The following is a 19,259-nucleotide window of genomic DNA, read 5'->3' on the forward strand; positions in this document are numbered from 1 at the left end:
TGTCGGCGGCATCGAATGACGAAAACTTACCTCGTTTTCGACCGCCGGGATCAGGGGAAGACGATGAGGCCGAGCTGTTCGAGCAACCCCTGCTGCTGCTCTTCATTGATCTGCACCCCGTCCAAGTTGACCCGACGCAGATCCAGCCCGGGCAGATCGCATTGGCGCAGATCGCAGCCCTGCAGGTTGAAGCTGGTCCACTCTATCTGGCCGAACTCTGAACCGCTCAGATCGGAGCCGGCCAGCGAGGCCCCCAGCAGGTTGGCCCCCTGCCAGCGATTGCCGCTGAGCTCGCAGCGCTCCAGCAGGCAGCCATCGAAGTTGGCATAGCTGAAGTTGTTGCCGGTCAGATGCGCCTCGCAGAAGTAGCTCTTGACGGTGATCTGGTTGGCGAAGCTGGCGCGGGCGAAGTTGATGCCCATGGCCTGGCAGTCCCGCATCTCCAGCCCCAGGCACTGGCTGCGGCTGAGATCTGCCAGGGTCAGATCGCAGCGCAGGAAGCTGGCCTCCCGCAGATCGCAGCCCTGCAGCTGGCAGCCCAGCTCGCGCTCCCGCTCGTAGAAACTGCAGTCGACGAAGCGGCTCTCGCTCAAGTCCAGCCAGGAGAAGTTGCAGTCGATGAAGCGGCACTCAGTAAAACACTCTTGCGCCACATACTGCTGTTCGAAACGCTTCCCCTCGAAGCACTTGCCCTTGATCATGCGAATAGTCCTCTGCCGATGGCGTCATATGCTGACTTTGTTAAACAAAAACGGTAATGTTACCTGTAACATTTTTGCCGGATCCCGAGATGAACGATACCCGAAAGCGCCGCCCCACTCTGCAGGACATAGCCGACCAGACCGGGGTCACCAAGATGACCGTCAGCCGCTACCTGCGCGATCCGCAGGCCGTGGCCGAGGGCACCCGTGAGCGGATCGCCGCCGCGGTGGAGGCGCTTGGCTACATCCCCAACCGGGCGCCGGACATTCTCTCCAACGCCACCAGCAGGGCGATCGGCATACTGATCCCCTCCCTCTCCAACCAGGTCTTCTCCGCCGTGGTGCACGGCATAGAGTCGGTGACCCGGCCCGCCGGCTACCAGACCCTGCTCGCCCACTACGGCTACAGCCCTGAACGGGAAGAGGAGCAGGTGGCCTCCCTGCTCTCCTATCACGTGGACGGCCTGATCCTCTCCGACAGCCAGCACACGGAGCGCACCCGCAAGATGATCGCCACCGCCGGCATTCCTGTGGTGGAGACCATGGATCTGCCGCAGACCCCCATCGACATGGTGGTGGGGATGGATCACAGGGCCGCCGCCCGGGCCATGGTAACAGAGATGCTGCGCCGGGGCCGACGCAAGCTGGTCTATCTCGGCGCGCGACTCGACGTGCGCACCCAGCTCCGGATGGAGGGTTACTACCAGGCGATGGGCGATTATGGCCTGACCGGCCAGCACCTGCTGACCGAGCAGTCCTCCAGTTTCACCCTGGGTGGTCAGCTGCTGGATCAGGCGCTGGTGTGCTACCCCGACCTCGACGGCCTGTTCTGCACCAACGATGACCTGGCGGTGGGCGCCCTGCTGCAGTGTCAGGCCAAGTGGATACCCGTACCGCAGCAGATTGCCATCGCCGGCAGCAACGCCCTCGACATAGGCCATGCCATGACCCCCAAGCTGGCCAGTATCGTCACCCCGCGCAAGGAGATAGGCCGTGCGGCAGCCACCATGCTGCTCGCCCGCCTCAACGGTCAACCACTGGCCGACACCCAGCTCGACATGGGCTTCTCCCTCTATGAAGGGGACAGCCTGGGCTGACCCACTGCCATCATGGCGCATTTACCAGCCATGATGGCGCATCCTCCCGCCTGTTCTCTCCGTCCCCTGATCTATGCTGGCCCGACATCCCGACCACATCATCAGGAGCAGAAGATGAACAACACCGAGAGATTGCAAACCTGCCTGCAACACGTGATCTGCGATCCCAGCTTTACCCTTGCCGAACTCGACCAGTGGTTCACTCCGGACTACTGCCAGCAAGTGAATGGCGAGCAGCTCGACTACGCGGCTTTCCGCCAGCACATCGCGGCACTGAGAAACCATCTGGCGAGTGCATCAATCGATTTTATCGCCATGCTGGCGCAAGGGGAGAGAGTGCACTCGACCCACGTGGTGCGGGCCACCCGTCACGATGGCCTCCCCCTCGTTTGCAAGGTGAGCGGCCTCTTTACCTTTCACCACGGCAGGATCTGCCAGACCGACGAGGTAACCTGCCTGCTGACTGGCAGCGCGCAGGACGAGGACATAGGTTCACGGCGCTGAGTCGCACCGCACAAAGCGCTGGAAAGCGTGAGAGAAGGCATCAGGATCCTCATAGCCGAGCTGGTCGGCGATCTGCGCCAACGTGAGCCCCTGATGCTGTAGCTGACGCGCCCGTCCCATCACCACCTGCTCCCGCCACTGACGAAAGGTGCAACCCAACTGCTGGAGAAAGAGTCGGTTGAGGGTGCGTACCGAGGCGCCGCAATCCTCTGCCAGCATCGCCAGTGCAATGTTGACAGAGGGAGCCTGACAGACCCGCTCCAGCACCCGCAGCAGGCGTGGATCGAGATTGGCTGCAAGCGCAGGCTGAGCCGCCTGCGGGACAGCGCGTGCCAGTTCGTGGCCGATCACCATCAAATAGGCCTCGCACTCGTTTCCCTCCCCCAACTCGGCAAGACGGGCAAAGAGACCAGCCAGCAAGGGGGTCACCTGACGCAGACCAAAAGGATCATGCCCGGACGGCGCTGTATAGATGAGCGAGAGACGTGTGTGGCGCAGCGCGCGAAACTCGTGCTCCCAGCCCTTAGGAATAAAACAGAGCTGGCCGGCGACCAGCAGCTCGCTGGCACCGCCTCCCGTGATGACGCCGCCGCCATCGTGCATGTAGCAATACTGGGCCTGTGGATGGCAGTGCAGCGGGGTGAAGTGCCCTTGCGGGCAGGAACGATGGAGAAAGGACATGTCGGCCAGCCGGAGAGAAACCGGCCATAACCATAAGGGAGCAGGCTGCGTGCTGCAAATGGCTTTTTCACCATTAGGACGACCAAAAAGCAGGCCACCCGAGGGTGGCCTGTCTGATTTTTCTGCACTACCGGCGCTTAGCGTGTAACCAGCTCGACCGCTTCGCGAGAGAGGCGAGTCACCTCCTCCCAGTTGCCGCTCTTGACCGCATCGGCCGGCAGCATCCAGGAACCGCCGACGGTGGCGACGCATTTCAGCGCCAGATAGTCGGCCACGTTTTTCGGGCCTATGCCGCCGGTGGGGCAGAACTTGATCTGGGGAAGCGGTGCTGCGATGGCAGCCAGCGCCTTGGTGCCGCCGTTCGCTTCGGCCGGGAAAAACTTCAGATGGTCGTAGCCTGCCTCCAGCGCCTGCATCACTTCGGAAGCGGTGGCAACACCCGGTATCAAGGGTGCCGTGCTGTTGGCGGCATGGGCCAGCAGCGCCGGTGTCATCCCCGGGGAGATGACGAAGCGGGCACCGGCGGCCACGGCCGCATCAAACTGCGCGCAGTTGAGCACGGTACCGGCGCCGACCATGGCATCCGGCATCGCCTTGGCGATGAGGGCGATGGCATCGAGCGCCACCGGGGTACGCAGGGTGATCTCGAATACGGAGATGCCGCCGTCCAGCAGCGCCTTGGCCATCGGCAGGGCCTGTTCCAGATCGTTGATGACCATCACGGGTACCAGCGGAGAGGCGGCAAACACCTCGGCAGGGGTCACTTTCCAGTTTTGCATAACGCTTCCTTAATCAAAGATGGTGGCGCCGCACTCGGCGCTCGATACCGCGCGACGCATCACGCTGAACAGTTCACGGCCCCACCCCTCTTGTTCCAGAGTGAGGTCAATCTCGGCCTGGGTACGGCCACTCAAATCGGTCAGGCAGTCGAGGCGGCCAGTCACCGCGTCTACCCGCAGCAGATCGCCATCGCGCAGCAGGCCTATGGCGCCGCCGTGCAAGGCTTCCGGGGTGACATGGATGGCCGCCGGGATCTTGCCAGAGGCGCCTGAGAGGCGGCCATCTGTGACCAGCGCCACCTTGTGGCCCGCCTTCTGCAGATTGCCGAGCACAGGCATCAGCTTGTGCAGCTCCGGCATGCCGTTGGCGGCCGGGCCGTTGTGGCGCACCACGATAACGGCATCCTGATTGAGACTGCCAGCCTTGTAGGCCGCCTCCACAGCATGCTGGGAGGAGAAAACCCGGGCGGGCGCTTCGATGACTCTATACTCGGGAGCCACGGCGGAGACCTTGACCACGGCGCGGCCCAGATTGCCCGCCAGCAGCTTGGTACCACCGGTCGCCTGGAATACGGAACCGGTCGGCGACAACACGCTCCCGTCGCTGCTTTCACCCACCGGCTGCCATACCAGCTTGCCATCCACCAGTGCCGGACGGCTGAGGTAATCCTGCATCTCGCCAAACACAGGGGTGGCATCCATGTGGATCAGCCCCTCTTGCGCCAGACGGCGCATCAGGCCGGGCACCCCGCCCGCCTGTTCGAAGGCGTTGACGTCGGCCGGGCCGTTCGGGTACATGCGCACCAACAGCGGCACCACGTCCGAGAGGTCGCTGATGTCATCCCAGGTCAGGTGCAGGCCGGCGGCCCGCGCCAGCGCCACCATGTGGATGCTGTGATTGGTGCTGCCGCCGGAGGCAAGCAGGGCCACCAGACCATTGACCAGGGAGCGCTCGTCCAGCACCTCGCTCAGGGGGCGGTAGGCCGGGGAGCCCGGGATCATGGCGCTGATGCGGCGGGCGGCCTCTTCGGTGAGGGCGTGGCGCAACTCGCTGTGGGGATGGACGAAGGCGGAGCCCGGCAGCATCAGGCCCATGGCCTCGAACACCAGTTGGTTGGTGTTGGCTGTGCCGTAGAAGGTGCAGGTGCCCGGCGCATGATAGGCGCCGCACTCCATCTCCAGCAGGGCGTCGCGGCCCAGTTCACCGGCGGCGTACTGCTGGCGCACCTTCACCTTGTCATCGTTGCTGATGCCGCTGGCCATGGGGCCGGCCGGCACGAAGGCGGTGGGCAGGTGCGCGTGGGAGAGCGCACCCATGATCTGGCCCGGGGCTATCTTGTCGCAGATGCCGAGCAACAGGGTGGCGTCGAAGGTGTTGTGAGAGAGGGAGAGCGCGGTCGCCTGGGCGATCAGATCGCGGGAAAACAGGGACATGTCCATCCCGGGCTGGCCCTGAGTCACGCCATCGCACATGGCCGGTACGCCACCCGCCACCTGGGCGCTGTGGCCCAGTTCGGCCAGCGCGGCCTTGATGATGTCCGGGTAGCCCTGATAGGGCTGATGGGCGCTCAGCATGTCGTTGTAGGCGGTGACTATGCCGACGTTGGCGCGGGTCATGTCAAGGATGCGCCCCTTCTCGTCACTGCTGCAGGCGGCCACGGCGTGCGCCAGGTTGCCGCAGGCCAGGGCGGCGCGGGTCTTGCCCTGCTCGGCCTGGCGCTGAATGCGGGCCAGAAAAGTCTGGCGACGGGCGGCACTGCGCTCGCGAATGCGGGCAGTGACGCTGGAAATAACCTGATGGATCATTGGGCTTGCTCCAATGCTGTGACGGCCCGATCAACCACCTGTTCGAAGGTGCCGTCTATATCGATGTGAAATACACCGGCCTCGCCATCCGGGCGCTCCAGGGTATCGAACTGACTTTGTACCATGGTTTCCCGCATGAAATGGCCCTTGCGTGCCCGCATCCGTTCGAGGATCAGCGGCTGATCACCGTCCAGAAACAGGAAATGCACCGAGTCATTGCCCTCGCGGATCTGGTCGCGGTACTGCTTCTTGAGGGCCGAGCAGACGATGACGCCCACCTCGTTCTTCTGTTCCAGGCTGTAGGCCGCATCGCGGATCCGCTCCAGCCAGGGGGCGCGATCCTCGTCGTTGAGCGGGTTGCCACCGGCCATCTTCTGGATATTGGCCCTGGGGTGCAGATCATCGCCATCGATGAACTTGGCCCCCAGCGCCTGGGCCACCTTGAGGCCGACGCTGGACTTGCCGCTACCACACACACCCATCACGATAATGCTCTTGCCCGCCATTGTTTGACCTCTATCCCATTTTTCAAAAATCGTGCTGCCGATGGGTTCTAACTTAGCACGTTACCGGTAACATGTTACCGGTAACAACAAGAAATGTGAAGTCTGCCACAGACTGAGCGAACTCACAGTCACCTGGGCAAGCGAGCTAGAGCCCTGGCCATAAATCTAAATAAATCATAAAGATATGGCCTGCCAATGGATCGGCAGGGTGTCGATACTGAATCTGGAACAAGGAACGCACAACAATGTCTGACCTCTCCCTGATCATGACGGCCGCCGGCTCCATAGTGCTGCTGCTCTTTCTGGTGATGAAGGCCCGCCTGCACGCGGTCGTCTCCCTCATCCTGGTCTCCATGGTGGCCGGCCTTGCCGCTGGCATGAACCCGGCCGAGATCGCCAACACCATCCAGAAAGGGATGGGCGGCACCCTGGGCTTCGTGGCCGTGGTGGTGGCGCTGGGCGCCATGTTCGGCAAGGTGATGGAGGTCACCGGCGCCCTCGACCGGGTGGCTCATACCCTGCTCGGTACCTTCGGCGTCAAGCGCGCCAACTGGGCCATGTCACTGACCGGCTTCATCTGCGCACTGCCGCTCTTCTTCGACGTGGCCGTGGTGCTGCTGATCGGGGTGGCCTTTGCCATCGTCCGTCGCGGCGGCGGCAGCGTGGTGAAGATCGGCATAGCACTGCTGGCGGGCATCGCCACCTGCCAGGCGTTCCTGATCCCGGCGCCGGGTCCCATTCTGGTGGCGTCCCAGCTGGGGGCCGATTTTGGCTACATGATACTGTTCGGCCTGATCGCCGCCGTGCCGGCCCTGATCCTGGCGGGCCCGCTGTTCGGGGAGCTGATCAGCAAGGTGGTGGATGTGCCGCTGCCCGCCGATGCCCAGAGCAGCGCCCACGACGACAGCAAGACCCTGCCCTCGTTCGGGCTGGCCATGGGTCTGATCGGTCTGCCGCTGCTGATGATAGGTCTCAAGACCATAGTCGGCCGCTTCGTCGAGGCGGGATCCACCCTGCACAACTGGCTGGAGTTCGTCGGTCACCCCTTCACCGCCATCATGGTCGCCTGTCTGGCCGCCTTCTACCTGCTGGGGGTGCGTCGCGGCATGTCCCGTGACGAGGTGATGAGCGTCTGCAACAGCGCTATCCAGCCGGCCGGCGTCATCATACTGGTGACCGGCGCCGGTGGTGTGTTCAAACAGATCCTGGTGGATTCCGGGGTGGGTGCCGCCCTTGGCAACATGCTGGCGGATTCCGGCCTGCCCATAGTCGCGCTGGCCTTCATACTGGCGGCCGCGGTGCGGGTGATTCAGGGTTCCGCCACCGTCGCCATGCTGACCGCCTGCGGTCTGCTGCTGCCCATGCTGGAACCGCTCGGCCTGAACGGTGCCCAGCTGGCCGCCGTGACCATCGCCATCGGGGGCGGGGCCATAGTGCTCTCCCACGTCAACGACTCCGGCTTCTGGCTGGCCAACCGCTATCTAGGCCTCTCCGAGAAGCAGACCCTGCAGACCTGGACAGTGATGGAGACCATCATAGGCACCACGGGCGGCGTCATGGCGATGATCATCTACAGCTTCCTTTGAACATAACCGCTGTCGAAAAGGCCTCCGATGTGAGGCCTTTTTCATCTTTATGACGATTCTTTCTTTGGCTAACAGGTCGAGGTTGCTAGAATCGCCTATCCATCGCTCCGAGTGGAACGCTTAACGCAGTGATTTCAGGTTTCTCTATGCATTCATCGGCACACTATCGACAGCTGTTGGCTCGTCTGCCCCAGATCGCCGTCGCCGCAGATCAGTTTCAGGTGCTCAACAGCGCCCGGGACTTCAAGAGCCGGATCCTTTCGCTCATCGCCAGCGCGACTCACCGCATCTATCTGGTGGCCCTCTACCTGCAGGATGACGAAGCGGGACGGGAGATACTGTCCGCCCTCTACTCCGCCAAGCAGCGCAACTCGGCCCTGGACATCAAGCTCTTCGTCGACTTCCACCGTGCCCAGCGCGGTCTGATCGGCAAGGGCAAGCAGGGGGGCAACCACCTGATGTATCAGGAAATGGCCGCCCGCCACGAACACCAGATCGCCATCTACGGCGTGCCGGTGAAGGGGCGCGAACTGCTCGGCGTGCTGCACCTCAAGGGCTTCATCTTCGATGACACCCTGCTCTACTCGGGTGCCAGCCTCAACGACATCTACCTGCATCAGCAGGATCGCTACCGTTTCGACCGTTATCACCAGATCACCAGCCCCGAGCTGACCCGCTGCATGGTCCACTATGTGGACGATCTCTTCCTCAAGAGCGAAGCGGTACAGCGGCTGGATCGCAGCGGCATCCCCACTGCCAAGCAGCTGAAGGGGCCGATCCGCCGCTTCAAGCACAGCCTGCGCCTGGGCCAGTACCGCTTCGAGAGCATGCCGGTCAACAGCCAGGAGATCGCCATCACTCCGATGACGGGGCTGGGCAAGCGGGGCAATCAGCTCAACAAGATGATCCGTACCCTGGTGCGCGCCACCGAGCGGGAGATCTTCATCTGCACCCCCTATTTCAACCCGCCCAAGGAGTTGAACAAGGACATCGAGGCCCTGCTCAAGCGCGGCTGCAAGGTGACCATAGTGGTGGGTGACAAGACGGCCAACGACTTCTTCATCCCGCCGGAGGAGAAATTCTCCACCATAGGCGGCCTGCCCTATCTGTACGAGACCAATCTGCGCAAGTTTGCCGAGCGCAACCAGCATCACATCGATGCCGGCCGTCTCAACCTGATGCTGTGGTGCTGCGAGCGCAACTCCTACCACCTCAAGGGGATCTTCGTGGATGACGAGTGGGCGCTGCTCACCGGCAACAACCTGAACCCCCGCGCCTGGGCGCTGGATCTGGAGAACGGTCTGCTGGTGTACGATCGTCGCCATCACCTGCGTGCCCAGTTCAACGGGGAGCGGGAGAACATACTCGCCAACACCAAGCGGATCAGCCACTTCGATCAGATTGAGCAGATCAAGGACTACCCGGAACAGGTGCGCAAGCTGCTGGCCCGGATCCACAGGGTCAGGGCTCATATCCTGCTCAAACGCATCATCTGACGCCGGGCGCATCGCGCCCACAGGCAGCTGCAACAAAGGCCTCCCGTTTTTCGGCAGGCCTTTGTCACATGTGGCCACCACCTTTTTTCAGCCGCCCGGCCGGCCCGGCTCACTGCAACGCGGCTTGCATCGAGCCATCAACAACCCCTATCATCTGGACATATTTACAGTGTTTTCGGGCATCTAATTGATGAAATTGGATAAAATCTCCCTCGACAGCCTCAAGGGCGTCGGCAGCAAGATGCAGGAGAAACTCGAGCGGCTGGGGCTGGCGACGGTACAGGATCTGCTGTTCCACCTCCCCCTGCGCTACGAGGACCGTACCCAGGTGTGGCCCATCGGCGATCTGCCGCCCGGGCTGCACGGCGCCGTCGAGGGCGAAATCCAGGACACTCAGCTGGTGATGGGCCGCCGCCGCATGCTGGTCTGTCGCATCAGCGACGGCACGGGCACCCTGACCCTGCGCTTCTTCAACTTCACTGCCGCCCAGAAGAACAGCCTGGGCCAGGGCCGCCTGATCCGCTGCTTCGGCGAGGTGCGCCCCGGCAAATACGGGCTGGAGATGGCCCACCCCGAGTACAAGCTGCTCGGCGAAGAACAGGCAGGCCAGACCGAAGAGGCGCTCACCCCCGTCTACCCCACCACGGAAGGGCTGCGCCAGCTCACCCTGCGCAGCCTCACCGATCAGGCGCTGGCCCAGCTCGACCTGTACGGAGTGGAGGAGCTGCTGCCCGCCGGCCTCTATCCCCAGCAGATCGAACTGGCCGCCGCCCTGCGCCTGCTTCATCGCCCGCCCCCCTCGGTAGCGCTGGCGCTGCTGGAGAGCGGCCAGCACCCGGCCCAGCAGCGACTGGTGCTGGAGGAACTGCTGGCCCACAACCTCTCGGTACTGAAAGTCCGTGCCCAGGCGCAAACCCAGCTGGCCCGAGTCCTCAAACCGGCGCCCGCGCTGGTCGAACAACTGCTCGGCGCCCTGCCATTCACTCCCACCGGTGCCCAGAACCGGGTGGTCGCGGAGATCGGCCAGGATCTGCAACGCAGCTACCCCATGATGCGGCTGGTGCAGGGCGACGTGGGCTCAGGCAAGACGCTGGTCGCGGCATTGGCAGCACTGCAAGCCATCGGCAACGGCTGCCAGGTGGGGCTGATGGCCCCGACCGAGCTGCTGGCCGAGCAACACGCCATCAACTTCGGCCACTGGCTGGCTCCGCTCGGCATCGGGGTCGGCTGGCTGGCGGGCAAGCAGAAGGGCAAGGCGCGGGAGGCTCAGCTCGCCGCCATCGCCGACGGCAGCGTCAAGATGGTGGTGGGCACCCACGCCATCTTCCAGGAGCAGGTGGTGTTCCAGCGCCTGGCGCTGGTGATCATCGACGAACAGCACAGATTCGGGGTGCACCAGCGCCTCGCCCTGCGCGAAAAAGGGGAGCGGGAGGGTGTCCATCCCCATCAGCTCATCATGACAGCCACCCCCATTCCCCGCACCCTGGCGATGACCGCCTATGCCGATCTCGACACCTCCATCATCGACGAGCTGCCGCCGGGCCGAACCCCCATCACCACGGTGGCGCTGCCGGACAGCCGTCGCCAGGATGTGATAGAGCGGGTCAAGCTGGCCTGTGAAGAGGGCAAGCAGGCCTACTGGGTCTGCACCCTGATCGAGGAGTCCGAGGTGCTGGAGTGCCAGGCCGCCGAGGATACCGCCGCCGAGCTGCAAAACCAGCTGCCCGGCCTGCATATCGGGCTGGTGCACGGCCGGATGCGCCCCATCGAGAAGCAGCGGGTGATGGAGGAGTTCAAGGCGGGCATATTGCAGCTGCTGGTCGCCACCACAGTCATCGAGGTCGGGGTGGACGTGCCCAACGCCAGCCTGATGATCATCGAAAACCCGGAGCGGCTCGGGCTTGCCCAACTGCACCAGTTGCGCGGCCGGGTCGGTCGCGGCTCTGTGGCCTCCCACTGCGTGCTGCTTTATCATGCTCCCCTGTCGAAGACGGCCCAGAGCCGGCTCGGAGTGTTGCGGGAGACCAACGACGGTTTCCTGATCGCCCAGCGCGATCTCGAGCTGCGCGGCCCGGGGGAACTGCTCGGTACCCGTCAGACCGGGCTGGCCGATCTCAAGATTGCCGACCTGGTACGCGATCAGTCGCTCATCCCGCAGGTGCAGAAGATGGCGCGCTTCCTCATGGACCGTCATCCAAACCATGTCGATCCCTTGATACGGCGCTGGCTCGGTTTACGGGATCACTATTCCAATGCCTGACCAAGGCAAATGCAGAAGATGGGCACATTGCCTGATGGACAGACACGGCTCCCACGTGGACCCCTTGATCCGCCGCTGGCGGGGTCTGCGAGATCACTACTCCAACGCCTGACAACCATCCCGAAACAGGAGGAAAGCACCCATGAATTCCTGGCTACGCGGCCTGCTCTATACATTCGCCTTCCTGCTGCTGTTTGTCTGGGTCGGCCTCGGCCTGTTCGATGCGGAGCGGGCCAAGGGCCCCATCGCCGGCTGGATCAGCCAGCAGACAGGGGTGCCCGTCACCATAGGGCGGCTGGTGTTCAACCCGCTCCACCCCTACACCCTGCTGGCCGAGCAGGTGAGCTATGGCGACGCAGTGACCCTCGACAAGCTCTATCTGGAGATAGAGAGCATCGACTGGCTGAACCGGGACGTGCGCATCGCCCACCTCGATCTCATTCGCCCCGTCATCAGGCTGCCGCTGCCCAACCAGCTGCCGAACCTGCCGGTGCACTCCCTCACCATCAGCGACAGCACCATAGATCGGCTCAGCCTGCAGAGTGACGAGCTGACCCTGAGCGGCCTCAACGCCACCCTCAACGACTGGCAGCTGCTCAATCCGGTGCGGCCACCCCAGGCCAACCTGAGCCTCAACATCAATCAGCTGACAACCCCCGCCTTTGCCCTCTCCCGCCTCAATCTCAAGGGTCGACTGGAAGGCCAGGTGCTGAGTACCGACAAGCTGACCACCAACCTGTTCGACGGCCTGCTGGAAACCGGCATGGAGCTGGACTGGCCGGCCCGCAGCCTGCGGCTGAGCAATCTGAAGGCGCAGGGCATGCGGGTCGAGTGGGGACAAACGGGACACCAGGCGCTGCCGCTGCGCCACATCAGCCTGGACGTGGGGCAGGTGCATGATGTGAGCATCAGCGCCATCGCACAGGAGATCTCCCTCAACAACTTCAACGGCCAGCTCACCGCCTTCAGCTGGCAGGCCGGCAGCACGCCGACCGGCTACTTCTCGGGGACCCTCGGCGATCTCGGCCGCGGCCTGTTCCAGCTGGAGGCCATCCAGGGCAAGGTCGCCTTCTCGCCCCAGCAGATTGACGCCGAGGTGCAGGGCAAGGCCTACGAAGGCGAATTCAATCTGGAGCTGGCGCTGGATACCCAGCAGCAGAAGCTGACCCTGAAAGACATGGCCCTGAGCGGCATGGACATCAGCCTGCCACAGGGGTGGTGGCAGGATTGGCAGAGCTGGCGGCCACAGCAGATCGACATCCGCAAGCTGGCATTCGACAAGCTCAAGGTGCTCTCGTTCGACGATGCCCTGCCGCTCTCGCTGACCGGCTGGCAGCTCTATCTGACCGATCTCGGCCTGCGGGGCCAGCAGCCCGCCCCCCTGCTCGGCCGGGCCAGGATAGAGAGCCAGTGGTTCGAGCTGGTGTGGGACGGCCTCAGCGCCCGCAACGGCGCGCTGGACGGCGAACTGACCCCCAGTGCCTGGCTGCTCAACAAGCTGACCAGCTCGCTACCCGACCAGGGCTCCCTCAGCCTGAGCGGCCAGTGGGGCAAGGAGCCGGGCCAGACCAGCCGGTTGCAGTTGAAAGGGGAAAAGCTGGATCTGGTGCAGTGGAGCAAGCTGCTGCACTCCCCCATCTCCTTCGCCGGCAAGGCCGATCTGAGCGCCGACCTGCAGGCCCTGCACGGCAAGACGCCGGGCGAGTGGCGCAGCACCCTGCAGGGGAGCTTTGCCCTCGATGCCAACGAGCCCTTCTGGGACAAGGTGCAGATAGATCCCCTGCTGGATCAGTGGTTCAAGGGCGCCACCCCGCCCACCCTCAGCCCGGATCAGCTGTGGCAGGCCATGCAGGCGGGGGACACCCCCTTCTACCGCATCAAGCTGCAGGGCAAGGTGGAGCAGGGCCAGTTGCAGATAGAGCAGGCTGGCGCCTCCACCATCACCCATCTGCTCGCCCTGCAGGGGGGCATGGATCTGGTCAACGAACAGTGGCAGCTGGATCTCGGTGCCCTGAATGGCCAGCGCTGCGCCGAGCTGCTGAGCCACTGGCGCGGCCCGCTTGATGCCCCCGTGCTGAGCTGGGAGTTCCCGGCCAAGCAGGCCTCCTGTGGCTGGGAGGTGGGGGTGAGCTACCCGGCCCAGGGGCGCAACAGCCCGCTCTGGCGACCGGCACAGCCCGCCAAAGCGCCCGCGCCGGCCAGCGAGCAGTAAAACGAACAAGGCCTCATCATGAGGCCTTGTTGCAATCTTGCGAGGTGAAAAGCGTCAGGCCTGCTGACCGGGCCGCTTGATGGGCTGCACCACGTACTGACCGAGGAACTCGGCCGCCAGCTTGTCACCACTGAACAGCTTGATCTTGAGGCTGAACTTGGCCGACTCTCCCGCCTTGAGCGGCGCCAGCACGGCGGGCATGCCCTCGCGGGCCACCCGCGCCTCCGGCTCCTCATTGACCGGGCGGTAATACTTGATGTTGCCCTCCGCCAGCACTGTATCCCCCACCAGACCCGCTTCTTTGAGCTGCAACCAGATCAGGCCCCAGCCCGCCAGCACGCACTGGCTGTAGATGCTGCCGGCAAACATGGTGTCGTGCACGTTGAGGTTGGCCGCCAGATTGGCCTTGAGATGGAAGGTCTGGCCGTCGTAGTGGGTGATGTGTACCCCCATCTTCTCGCTGATGGGGATGCCCCGCGACCAGCGGGTGGTCAGATCCTGACACCACTCGGGGCGATACTGGATGGTCTGCAAGGGGCTGAGGGACTTGATCATCTGGCGGTGCGGAATGCGGCCGAAGGAGACGGGGCCTTCCCCCACCTCGAGGAAGCCGCACTTGCGATAGAACTCCACCGCCTCCTGGCGGGCATTCATCACCAGCCGCTTCACCTTCTCGCTGCGGGCCAGCTGCTCGAGATCTTCCACCATGCGGACACCCAGCCCCTGACCGCGAAACTCGGGGCGCAACGCCATGAAGCGGATCTGGGCCTCATCGCCACCAACAAACAACCGGCCGACGGCGATGGGCGTGCCGTCAGGCGCCAGCATCAGGCGGTGGATGGCGACGGTATCGTATTCGTCCCGCTCGGAACCGACGGGCAGATTGAAGGGTTTACGCAGCAGCTCCCAGCGCAGCTGGTAGTAAGCATCCAGCTCGGCTGCCGTTTGAGGGGTGACTACCCGGTACATAAAGCGATCCTTGAGTGAGTGCCGACGGACAGATTGAAGCGCTTGCACACCAATGCCTCCCAACGCAGCGGGTAGTAAGCGTCCAGCTCGGCTGCCGTTTGAGGGGTGACTACCCGGTACATAAAGCGATCCTTGAGTGAGTGCCGACGGACAGATTGAAGCGCTTGCGCACCAATGCCTCCCAGCGCAGCAGGTAGTAAGCGTCCAGCTCGGCTGCCGTCTGGGGAGTGACCACCCGGTACATAGTTCCATCCTTGAGTTACACTGGTCGAAAGCCATCTTGCCGTGCAAATTCATGGACTTCAATCTGCAAGCGTACCAAGCCGACCACTTATTGCACCTGAGCGCCAAGCCGGAACGGCGCCTCTCCATACTGGAAAATGCCCATCACCGCTGGCTGGAGATAGACGGCGTGGTGCAGTCGGCCATGTCTCTCGCCCAACCGGCCAGCCTCTGCCTGCCCCATCAGCAGTGCATCGCCAGCCTGTTGCCGGTGACGGCTACCCGGGTGCTGGAGCTGGGGCTGGGCGGCGGCGATCTCACCCGTCACCTGGGGGAACGCTGGCCCGAGGCACGACACGACTGCGTGGATCTGGACGAAGAGGTACTGACCCTGTTTCAGGCGTTCTTCCGCCACCCGGCGGAGCCCGCTGATCGGGCGCTGCACCTGCACCACGCCGATGCCCTCGCCTTCCTGCTGTCCCGCGACGACACCTATGACTTCGCGCTGCTCGACCTGTTCAGCCAGGATGGCAACCCCCTGCTGCTGTTCCAGCATCACCTCTATCAGACCCTGGCCGCCCGGCTGCGCGGTCCCCTCATCATCAACCTGCTGCCGCGCACCCACAGGGAGCTGGAGCAGGCACTCATGCTGGCCGAGGAGTGGATTGGCCCCACCCAGGCGCATCCCGTGCCCGGCTACATCAACGTGATCCTGCACGCAATCCCGCGCCACCTCGCCTAGCCGCGATGCTCCCGGTTATTGCCACCGGCACTGCTGACGCATCCTCTCAGACCTGCAGCCAGAAGGTCACAGGACCATCGTTGAGCAGCGCCACCTTCATGTCGGCGGCAAAGCGGCCCGTCTCGGTCGGTATGCCGCTGGCGGTTGCCTGCGCCACGAAGTAGTCGTATAGCCGCTCGGCCTCGACCGGGTGGGCGCCGCCAGAGAAGCCGGGTCTCATGCCTTTCTTGGTATCCGCAGCTAGGGTGAACTGGGAGACGACCAGCAGACTGCCGCCAGCCTGACTCACGTTCAGATTCATCTTGCCCTCTTCATCGGAGAAGATGCGGTAGCCGCTCACCTTGTGCAGCAGCTTGTCGGCCCTGCTCTCGTCATCCCCCTGCTCCACCCCGAGCAGCACCAGCAGCCCCTGGCCTATGGCCCCGGTCACTTCCCCCTCTACCGTTACGCTGGCCTCGGAAACCCGCTGGATCAATGCAATCACATCCCTCTCCTCTTGAAACAAAATGACCGCCCCCATTTGCTGACAGGGGCGGTCGTCGATGCTAACAGCAAGAGGCCGGATCAGGCCAACTCATCAGCGCCCGGTCGCTCATATTCGCCGAGGCAGGCAGTGGTTTCCGCGCCAAGCAAGACCACCAACCAGCTCAGGTAAACCCAGACGAACAGGATCGGAATGGTCGCCAGGGCGCCATAGATGGCCTGATAGGAGGGGAAGTTGGTGATGTAGATGGCAAATCCACGCTTGGCCAGCTCGAACAGGGTAGCGGCCACCAGGGCGCCGATGAAGGCGTGTATCAGCCGCACCTTGCAGTTGGGCACCACCGTATAGACCAGCAGGAAGGTGAGCACGGAGAAGAGGAACGGCAAGCCACGCAGCAGCAGGTAGCCGATGCCGAACAGGCTCTCGGCCCCAAACAGCCGCAGCGAGAAAATGTAGGAGGAGATGGCAATGCTGGCACCGATAAGCACAGGGCCCAGGGTCAGTATCATCCAGTACATGGCAAACGCCTGCGCCAGCGGTCGGCCCTGGGTAGAGCGCCAGATGTAGTTGAGGTTCTTGTCGATGGCCGAGATCAGCATCAGCGCCACCACTATCAGGGCACCTATGCCGACGGCAGTGGTATTGGTGGCATTGGCCACGAAGCCATCTATGTACTCCTTGAGCATCTCACCCGCGGTGGGCACGAAGTTGTGATAGACGAACTGCTCCATCGCCTGTTTCAGGGTCTGGAATACGGGAAAGGCGGACATCATGCCGAACACCACGGCAATCATGGGCACCAGGGAGAGCAGGGTGACATAGGCCAGATAACCGGCGGTCACCGTCAGCCTGTCCTGCTGGAAACGACCCCAGACAAACTGGGCGAAGTGGCCACCATCGTGGCGTAAAAAGGAGAGGGCATGGCCGAGACGGCCACCGAATTTCTGCTGCATCGTGATTCCCAATGTCTTCATCATGCCGGCATTGTGTCAGATTGCATGGCCATTTGGCCACCCATGGGCCGGATCGATGCGACCTGTTCGGGCATGCTGGCCAGCGATACCCCGCCGAGCGACCATAAAAAAAGAGGCCCGAAGGCCTCTCTCTGTCTGTCGAGGAACAGATATCAAGCACGACCGGCGCGCTTGCGATCCATCTCGGTCAGCAGTTTCTTACGCACACGGATAGCCTTGGGCGTGATCTCTACCAGCTCATCGTTGTCGATGAACTCGAGAGCCTGTTCCAGAGTCATGCGGATCGGCGGAGTCAGCACCTGGGCTTCATCGGTACCGGAGGCACGCATGTTGGTCAGCTGCTTGCCCTTCAGGCAGTTCACTGTCAGGTCGTTGGAACGGGAGTGAATACCGATCACCTGGCCTTCGTACACTTCGGTTGCGTGACCGATGAACAGACGACCACGGTCTTGCAGACCGAACAGGGCGAAGGTCAGAGCCTTGCCGGTAGCGTTGGAGATCAGCACGCCGTTCTGACGCTCGCCGATGCTGCCACCCTTGTGCGGACCGTAATGGTCGAAGGTGTGGTACAGCAGACCGGTACCTGAGGTCATGGTCAGGAACTCGGTCTGGAAGCCGATCAGGCCACGACTCGGGATCATGAAGTCAAGACGGACACGACCCTTGCCATCCGGGGTCATGTTGGTCATCTCGCCCTTACGCAGGCCGAGTTGCTCCATCACGGAACCCTGGTGGATCTCTTCCACGTCGACAGTCACGGTTTCGAACGGTTCGTGCAAAACGCCGTCCACGGTGCGCAGGATAACTTCCGGACGGGATACCGCCAGCTCGTAGCCTTCGCGACGCATGTTTTCGATCAGGATGGAGAGGTGCAGTTCACCACGACCGGATACGCGGAACTTGTCCGGATCTTCGGTCTCTTCCACACGCAAGGCCACGTTGTGGACCAGCTCCTGGTTCAGACGCTCCAGGATGTTGCGGGAGGTCACGAACTTGCCTTCTTTGCCGGCGAACGGTGAGGTGTTGACCTGGAAGGTCATGTTCACGGTCGGCTCGTCAACGGAGAGCGGCGGCAGGGCTTGAACAGCGCCGTTGTCACAGATGGTGTCGGAGATCTTCAGCTCGCCCAGACCAGTGATGGCGATGATGTCGCCCGCTTGCGCGTCAACCACTTCGGTACGGGACAGACCCAGGTAGCCAAGCACCTGACCGACTTTGCCGGTACGGGTCTTGCCATCGGCACCGACGACGGTGACTTGCTGGTTGGTCTTGACGCGACCACGGCTGATGCGGCCGATACCGATAACACCCACGTAGGAGTTGTAGTCCAGCTGGGAGATTTGCATCTGGAAGGCACCGGCGGGGTCACCCTTCGGCTGCTCGACGTTGTCGACGATGGCCTGGAACAGGGGTTCCATGTTGTCGGACTCAACGCCCTGATCCAGGGTAGCCCAACCGTTCAGTGCAGAGGCGTAGACAACTTTGAAGTCCAGTTGCTCATCGGTGGCACCCAGGTTGTCGAACAGGTCGAATACCTGATCCATTACCCAGTCAGGACGAGCACCCGGACGGTCGATCTTGTTGATGACCACGATCGGCTTCAGACCCTGGGCGAAGGCTTTCTGGGTCACGAAACGAGTCTGCGGCATAGGGCCGTCAACAGCATCAACCAGCAGCAGCACGGAGTCGACCATGGACATGACGCGCTCTACTTCACCACCGAAGTCGGCGTGACCCGGGGTATCAACGATGTTGATGCGGTAGTCGTTCCAGCGGATCGCAGTGTTCTTGGCGAGAATGGTAATACCACGTTCCTTTTCCAGATCGTTGGAATCCATCAGACGCTCTTGACCATCAGTGGTACGGTCCAGGGTTCCAGACTGCTGCAGCAGCTTATCAACCAGGGTAGTTTTGCCGTGGTCTACGTGCGCAATAATCGCAATATTGCGTAAATTCTCTAACATTCTCGCCTCAATCACCGGGTAAAATTGGGCGCTAATTGTACTCTCGCCTTTGTGATCTGCCTAGCAGAATTGCAGTGCATTCACGCATAACAGGGGATCGGGATCATGGACCTTCCGTTCAAAGCCTGCTTAGATGGGGGCTGACCGTATACTGCGCACCATTTTAGTGCACCAAAACGATCCACTGTTGCACTACTTTGAGGCGTAACGCGCTGAGATGGCGGGTCTTGGGGCAGGCTTATAGTCGCAAATGCCCTGAAATCAAGCTGTCACAAA

Annotated in this window: 17 protein-coding genes and 1 pseudogene; 7 read left to right on the forward strand and 11 right to left on the reverse strand. The window is 62.7% G+C overall.

What is annotated here, in order from left to right:
- Positions 1-50: 50 nt before the first annotated feature.
- Positions 51-701 carry a Qnr family pentapeptide repeat protein gene (locus tag AACW87_RS01115; RefSeq protein WP_043136421.1) on the reverse strand — a complete coding sequence of 217 codons (651 nt, stop codon included), beginning with the start codon at positions 699-701 and terminating at the stop codon, positions 51-53.
- Positions 702-790: 89 nt separating this feature from the next.
- On the opposite strand from AACW87_RS01115, the gene AACW87_RS01120 reads away from it, so the two are divergent.
- A complete protein-coding gene (locus AACW87_RS01120) occupies positions 791-1,798 on the forward strand; it encodes a substrate-binding domain-containing protein (protein WP_241326343.1) in 1,008 nt (335 codons plus the stop codon).
- A gap of 114 nt (positions 1,799-1,912) precedes the next feature.
- Positions 1,913-2,302 (forward strand): nuclear transport factor 2 family protein, encoded by a 390-nt coding sequence (locus tag AACW87_RS01125; protein ID WP_241280508.1) that lies wholly within the window; start codon positions 1,913-1,915, stop codon positions 2,300-2,302.
- On the opposite strand, the gene AACW87_RS01130 is transcribed toward AACW87_RS01125, so the two are convergent.
- From AACW87_RS01130 to AACW87_RS01145, 4 genes are all read right to left on the reverse strand, one after another.
- Entirely contained in the window at positions 2,291-2,983 is a 693-nt protein-coding gene (locus AACW87_RS01130) for a helix-turn-helix transcriptional regulator (RefSeq protein WP_241326344.1), read from the reverse strand. The two genes, AACW87_RS01125 and AACW87_RS01130, sit on opposite strands and share 12 nt — an antisense overlap.
- A 137-nt stretch (positions 2,984-3,120) precedes the next feature.
- Positions 3,121-3,762, reverse strand: a complete 642-nt coding sequence (locus AACW87_RS01135; protein ID WP_241280506.1) for a bifunctional 4-hydroxy-2-oxoglutarate aldolase/2-dehydro-3-deoxy-phosphogluconate aldolase — start codon at positions 3,760-3,762, stop codon at positions 3,121-3,123.
- 9 nt (positions 3,763-3,771) lie between these two features.
- On the reverse strand, positions 3,772-5,568 hold the full coding sequence (gene edd, locus AACW87_RS01140) for a phosphogluconate dehydratase (RefSeq protein ID WP_241326345.1): 1,797 nt from the start codon (positions 5,566-5,568) through the stop codon (positions 3,772-3,774).
- On the reverse strand, positions 5,565-6,074 hold the full coding sequence (locus tag AACW87_RS01145; protein ID WP_241280504.1) for a gluconokinase: 510 nt from the start codon (positions 6,072-6,074) through the stop codon (positions 5,565-5,567). Before AACW87_RS01145 ends, edd begins: the two co-directional genes overlap by 4 nt.
- A gap of 245 nt (positions 6,075-6,319) precedes the next feature.
- On the opposite strand from AACW87_RS01145, the gene gntU reads away from it, so the two are divergent.
- The 4 genes from gntU to AACW87_RS01165 all read left to right on the forward strand — a co-directional run bounded on the left by gntU (position 6,320) and on the right by AACW87_RS01165 (position 13,628).
- Complete coding sequence (gene gntU, locus AACW87_RS01150; RefSeq protein ID WP_241326346.1) at positions 6,320-7,660, forward strand: gluconate transporter; 1,341 nt, start codon at positions 6,320-6,322, stop codon at positions 7,658-7,660.
- Between the two features lie 146 nt (positions 7,661-7,806).
- Positions 7,807-9,156 (forward strand): CDP-diacylglycerol--serine O-phosphatidyltransferase, encoded by a 1,350-nt coding sequence (pssA, locus tag AACW87_RS01155; protein WP_241326347.1) that lies wholly within the window; start codon positions 7,807-7,809, stop codon positions 9,154-9,156.
- A gap of 190 nt (positions 9,157-9,346) precedes the next feature.
- The gene (gene recG, locus AACW87_RS01160) at positions 9,347-11,416 is read left to right on the forward strand and encodes an ATP-dependent DNA helicase RecG (RefSeq protein WP_241326348.1); all 2,070 of its coding nucleotides are present in this window, start codon (positions 9,347-9,349) and stop codon (positions 11,414-11,416) included.
- A gap of 142 nt (positions 11,417-11,558) precedes the next feature.
- Positions 11,559-13,628, forward strand: a complete 2,070-nt coding sequence (locus AACW87_RS01165) for an AsmA-like C-terminal region-containing protein (RefSeq protein ID WP_241326349.1) — start codon at positions 11,559-11,561, stop codon at positions 13,626-13,628.
- A 54-nt stretch (positions 13,629-13,682) separates the two neighbouring features.
- Here the strand turns inward: AACW87_RS01165 and AACW87_RS01170 are convergent, their stop codons facing one another.
- The 3 genes and pseudogenes from AACW87_RS01170 to AACW87_RS01180 all read right to left on the reverse strand — a co-directional run.
- On the reverse strand, positions 13,683-14,597 hold the full coding sequence (locus AACW87_RS01170) for a bifunctional GNAT family N-acetyltransferase/hotdog fold thioesterase (protein ID WP_241326350.1): 915 nt from the start codon (positions 14,595-14,597) through the stop codon (positions 13,683-13,685).
- Complete coding sequence (locus tag AACW87_RS01175) at positions 14,585-14,719, reverse strand: hypothetical protein (protein WP_277606867.1); 135 nt, start codon at positions 14,717-14,719, stop codon at positions 14,585-14,587. The genes AACW87_RS01170 and AACW87_RS01175 overlap by 13 nt, the downstream gene beginning before the upstream one ends.
- A gap of 17 nt (positions 14,720-14,736) precedes the next feature.
- Positions 14,737-14,841, reverse strand: a pseudogene (locus tag AACW87_RS01180) (GNAT family N-acetyltransferase); the annotation flags it as partial.
- Between the two features lie 51 nt (positions 14,842-14,892).
- Here AACW87_RS01180 and AACW87_RS01185 point away from each other — a divergent pair.
- The gene (locus AACW87_RS01185) at positions 14,893-15,561 is read left to right on the forward strand and encodes a spermidine synthase (protein WP_241326386.1); all 669 of its coding nucleotides are present in this window, start codon (positions 14,893-14,895) and stop codon (positions 15,559-15,561) included.
- A 46-nt stretch (positions 15,562-15,607) separates the two neighbouring features.
- Here the strand turns inward: AACW87_RS01185 and dtd are convergent, their stop codons facing one another.
- The 3 genes from dtd to typA all read right to left on the reverse strand — a co-directional run bounded on the left by dtd (position 15,608) and on the right by typA (position 18,983).
- Entirely contained in the window at positions 15,608-16,045 is a 438-nt protein-coding gene (dtd, locus tag AACW87_RS01190) for a D-aminoacyl-tRNA deacylase (RefSeq protein ID WP_241326351.1), read from the reverse strand.
- An 80-nt stretch (positions 16,046-16,125) separates the two neighbouring features.
- On the reverse strand, positions 16,126-16,998 hold the full coding sequence (locus AACW87_RS01195; RefSeq protein ID WP_043136447.1) for a virulence factor BrkB family protein: 873 nt from the start codon (positions 16,996-16,998) through the stop codon (positions 16,126-16,128).
- 173 nt (positions 16,999-17,171) lie between these two features.
- Positions 17,172-18,983, reverse strand: a complete 1,812-nt coding sequence (gene typA, locus AACW87_RS01200; RefSeq protein ID WP_043136450.1) for a translational GTPase TypA — start codon at positions 18,981-18,983, stop codon at positions 17,172-17,174.
- Between the last annotated feature and the right edge of the window lie 276 nt (positions 18,984-19,259).

Source organism: Aeromonas sp. MR7 (assembly GCF_963899385.1).
Classification (GTDB): Bacteria; Pseudomonadota; Gammaproteobacteria; order Enterobacterales; family Aeromonadaceae; genus Aeromonas; species Aeromonas bestiarum.

Excerpts from the sequence above, each read along its gene's own strand:
- AACW87_RS01165 (WP_241326349.1), top strand. The coding sequence starts at position 11,559 with ATGAATTCCTGGCTACGCGGCCTGCTCTATACATTCGCCTTCCTGCTG.
- AACW87_RS01170 (WP_241326350.1), bottom strand. The coding sequence starts at position 14,597 with ATGTACCGGGTAGTCACCCCTCAAACGGCAGCCGAGCTGGATGCTTAC.
- AACW87_RS01185 (WP_241326386.1), top strand. The coding sequence starts at position 14,893 with ATGGACTTCAATCTGCAAGCGTACCAAGCCGACCACTTATTGCACCTG.
- AACW87_RS01195 (WP_043136447.1), bottom strand. The coding sequence starts at position 16,998 with ATGCAGCAGAAATTCGGTGGCCGTCTCGGCCATGCCCTCTCCTTTTTA.
- edd (WP_241326345.1), bottom strand. The coding sequence starts at position 5,568 with ATGATCCATCAGGTTATTTCCAGCGTCACTGCCCGCATTCGCGAGCGC.
- AACW87_RS01130 (WP_241326344.1), bottom strand. The coding sequence starts at position 2,983 with ATGTCCTTTCTCCATCGTTCCTGCCCGCAAGGGCACTTCACCCCGCTG.
- AACW87_RS01120 (WP_241326343.1), top strand. The coding sequence starts at position 791 with ATGAACGATACCCGAAAGCGCCGCCCCACTCTGCAGGACATAGCCGAC.
- AACW87_RS01175 (WP_277606867.1), bottom strand. The coding sequence starts at position 14,719 with ATGTACCGGGTAGTCACCCCTCAAACGGCAGCCGAGCTGGACGCTTAC.
- recG (WP_241326348.1), top strand. The coding sequence starts at position 9,347 with ATGAAATTGGATAAAATCTCCCTCGACAGCCTCAAGGGCGTCGGCAGC.
- AACW87_RS01125 (WP_241280508.1), top strand. The coding sequence starts at position 1,913 with ATGAACAACACCGAGAGATTGCAAACCTGCCTGCAACACGTGATCTGC.
- AACW87_RS01135 (WP_241280506.1), bottom strand. The coding sequence starts at position 3,762 with ATGCAAAACTGGAAAGTGACCCCTGCCGAGGTGTTTGCCGCCTCTCCG.
- pssA (WP_241326347.1), top strand. The coding sequence starts at position 7,807 with ATGCATTCATCGGCACACTATCGACAGCTGTTGGCTCGTCTGCCCCAG.
- gntU (WP_241326346.1), top strand. The coding sequence starts at position 6,320 with ATGTCTGACCTCTCCCTGATCATGACGGCCGCCGGCTCCATAGTGCTG.
- AACW87_RS01115 (WP_043136421.1), bottom strand. The coding sequence starts at position 701 with ATGATCAAGGGCAAGTGCTTCGAGGGGAAGCGTTTCGAACAGCAGTAT.
- typA (WP_043136450.1), bottom strand. The coding sequence starts at position 18,983 with ATGTTAGAGAATTTACGCAATATTGCGATTATTGCGCACGTAGACCAC.
- AACW87_RS01145 (WP_241280504.1), bottom strand. The coding sequence starts at position 6,074 with ATGGCGGGCAAGAGCATTATCGTGATGGGTGTGTGTGGTAGCGGCAAG.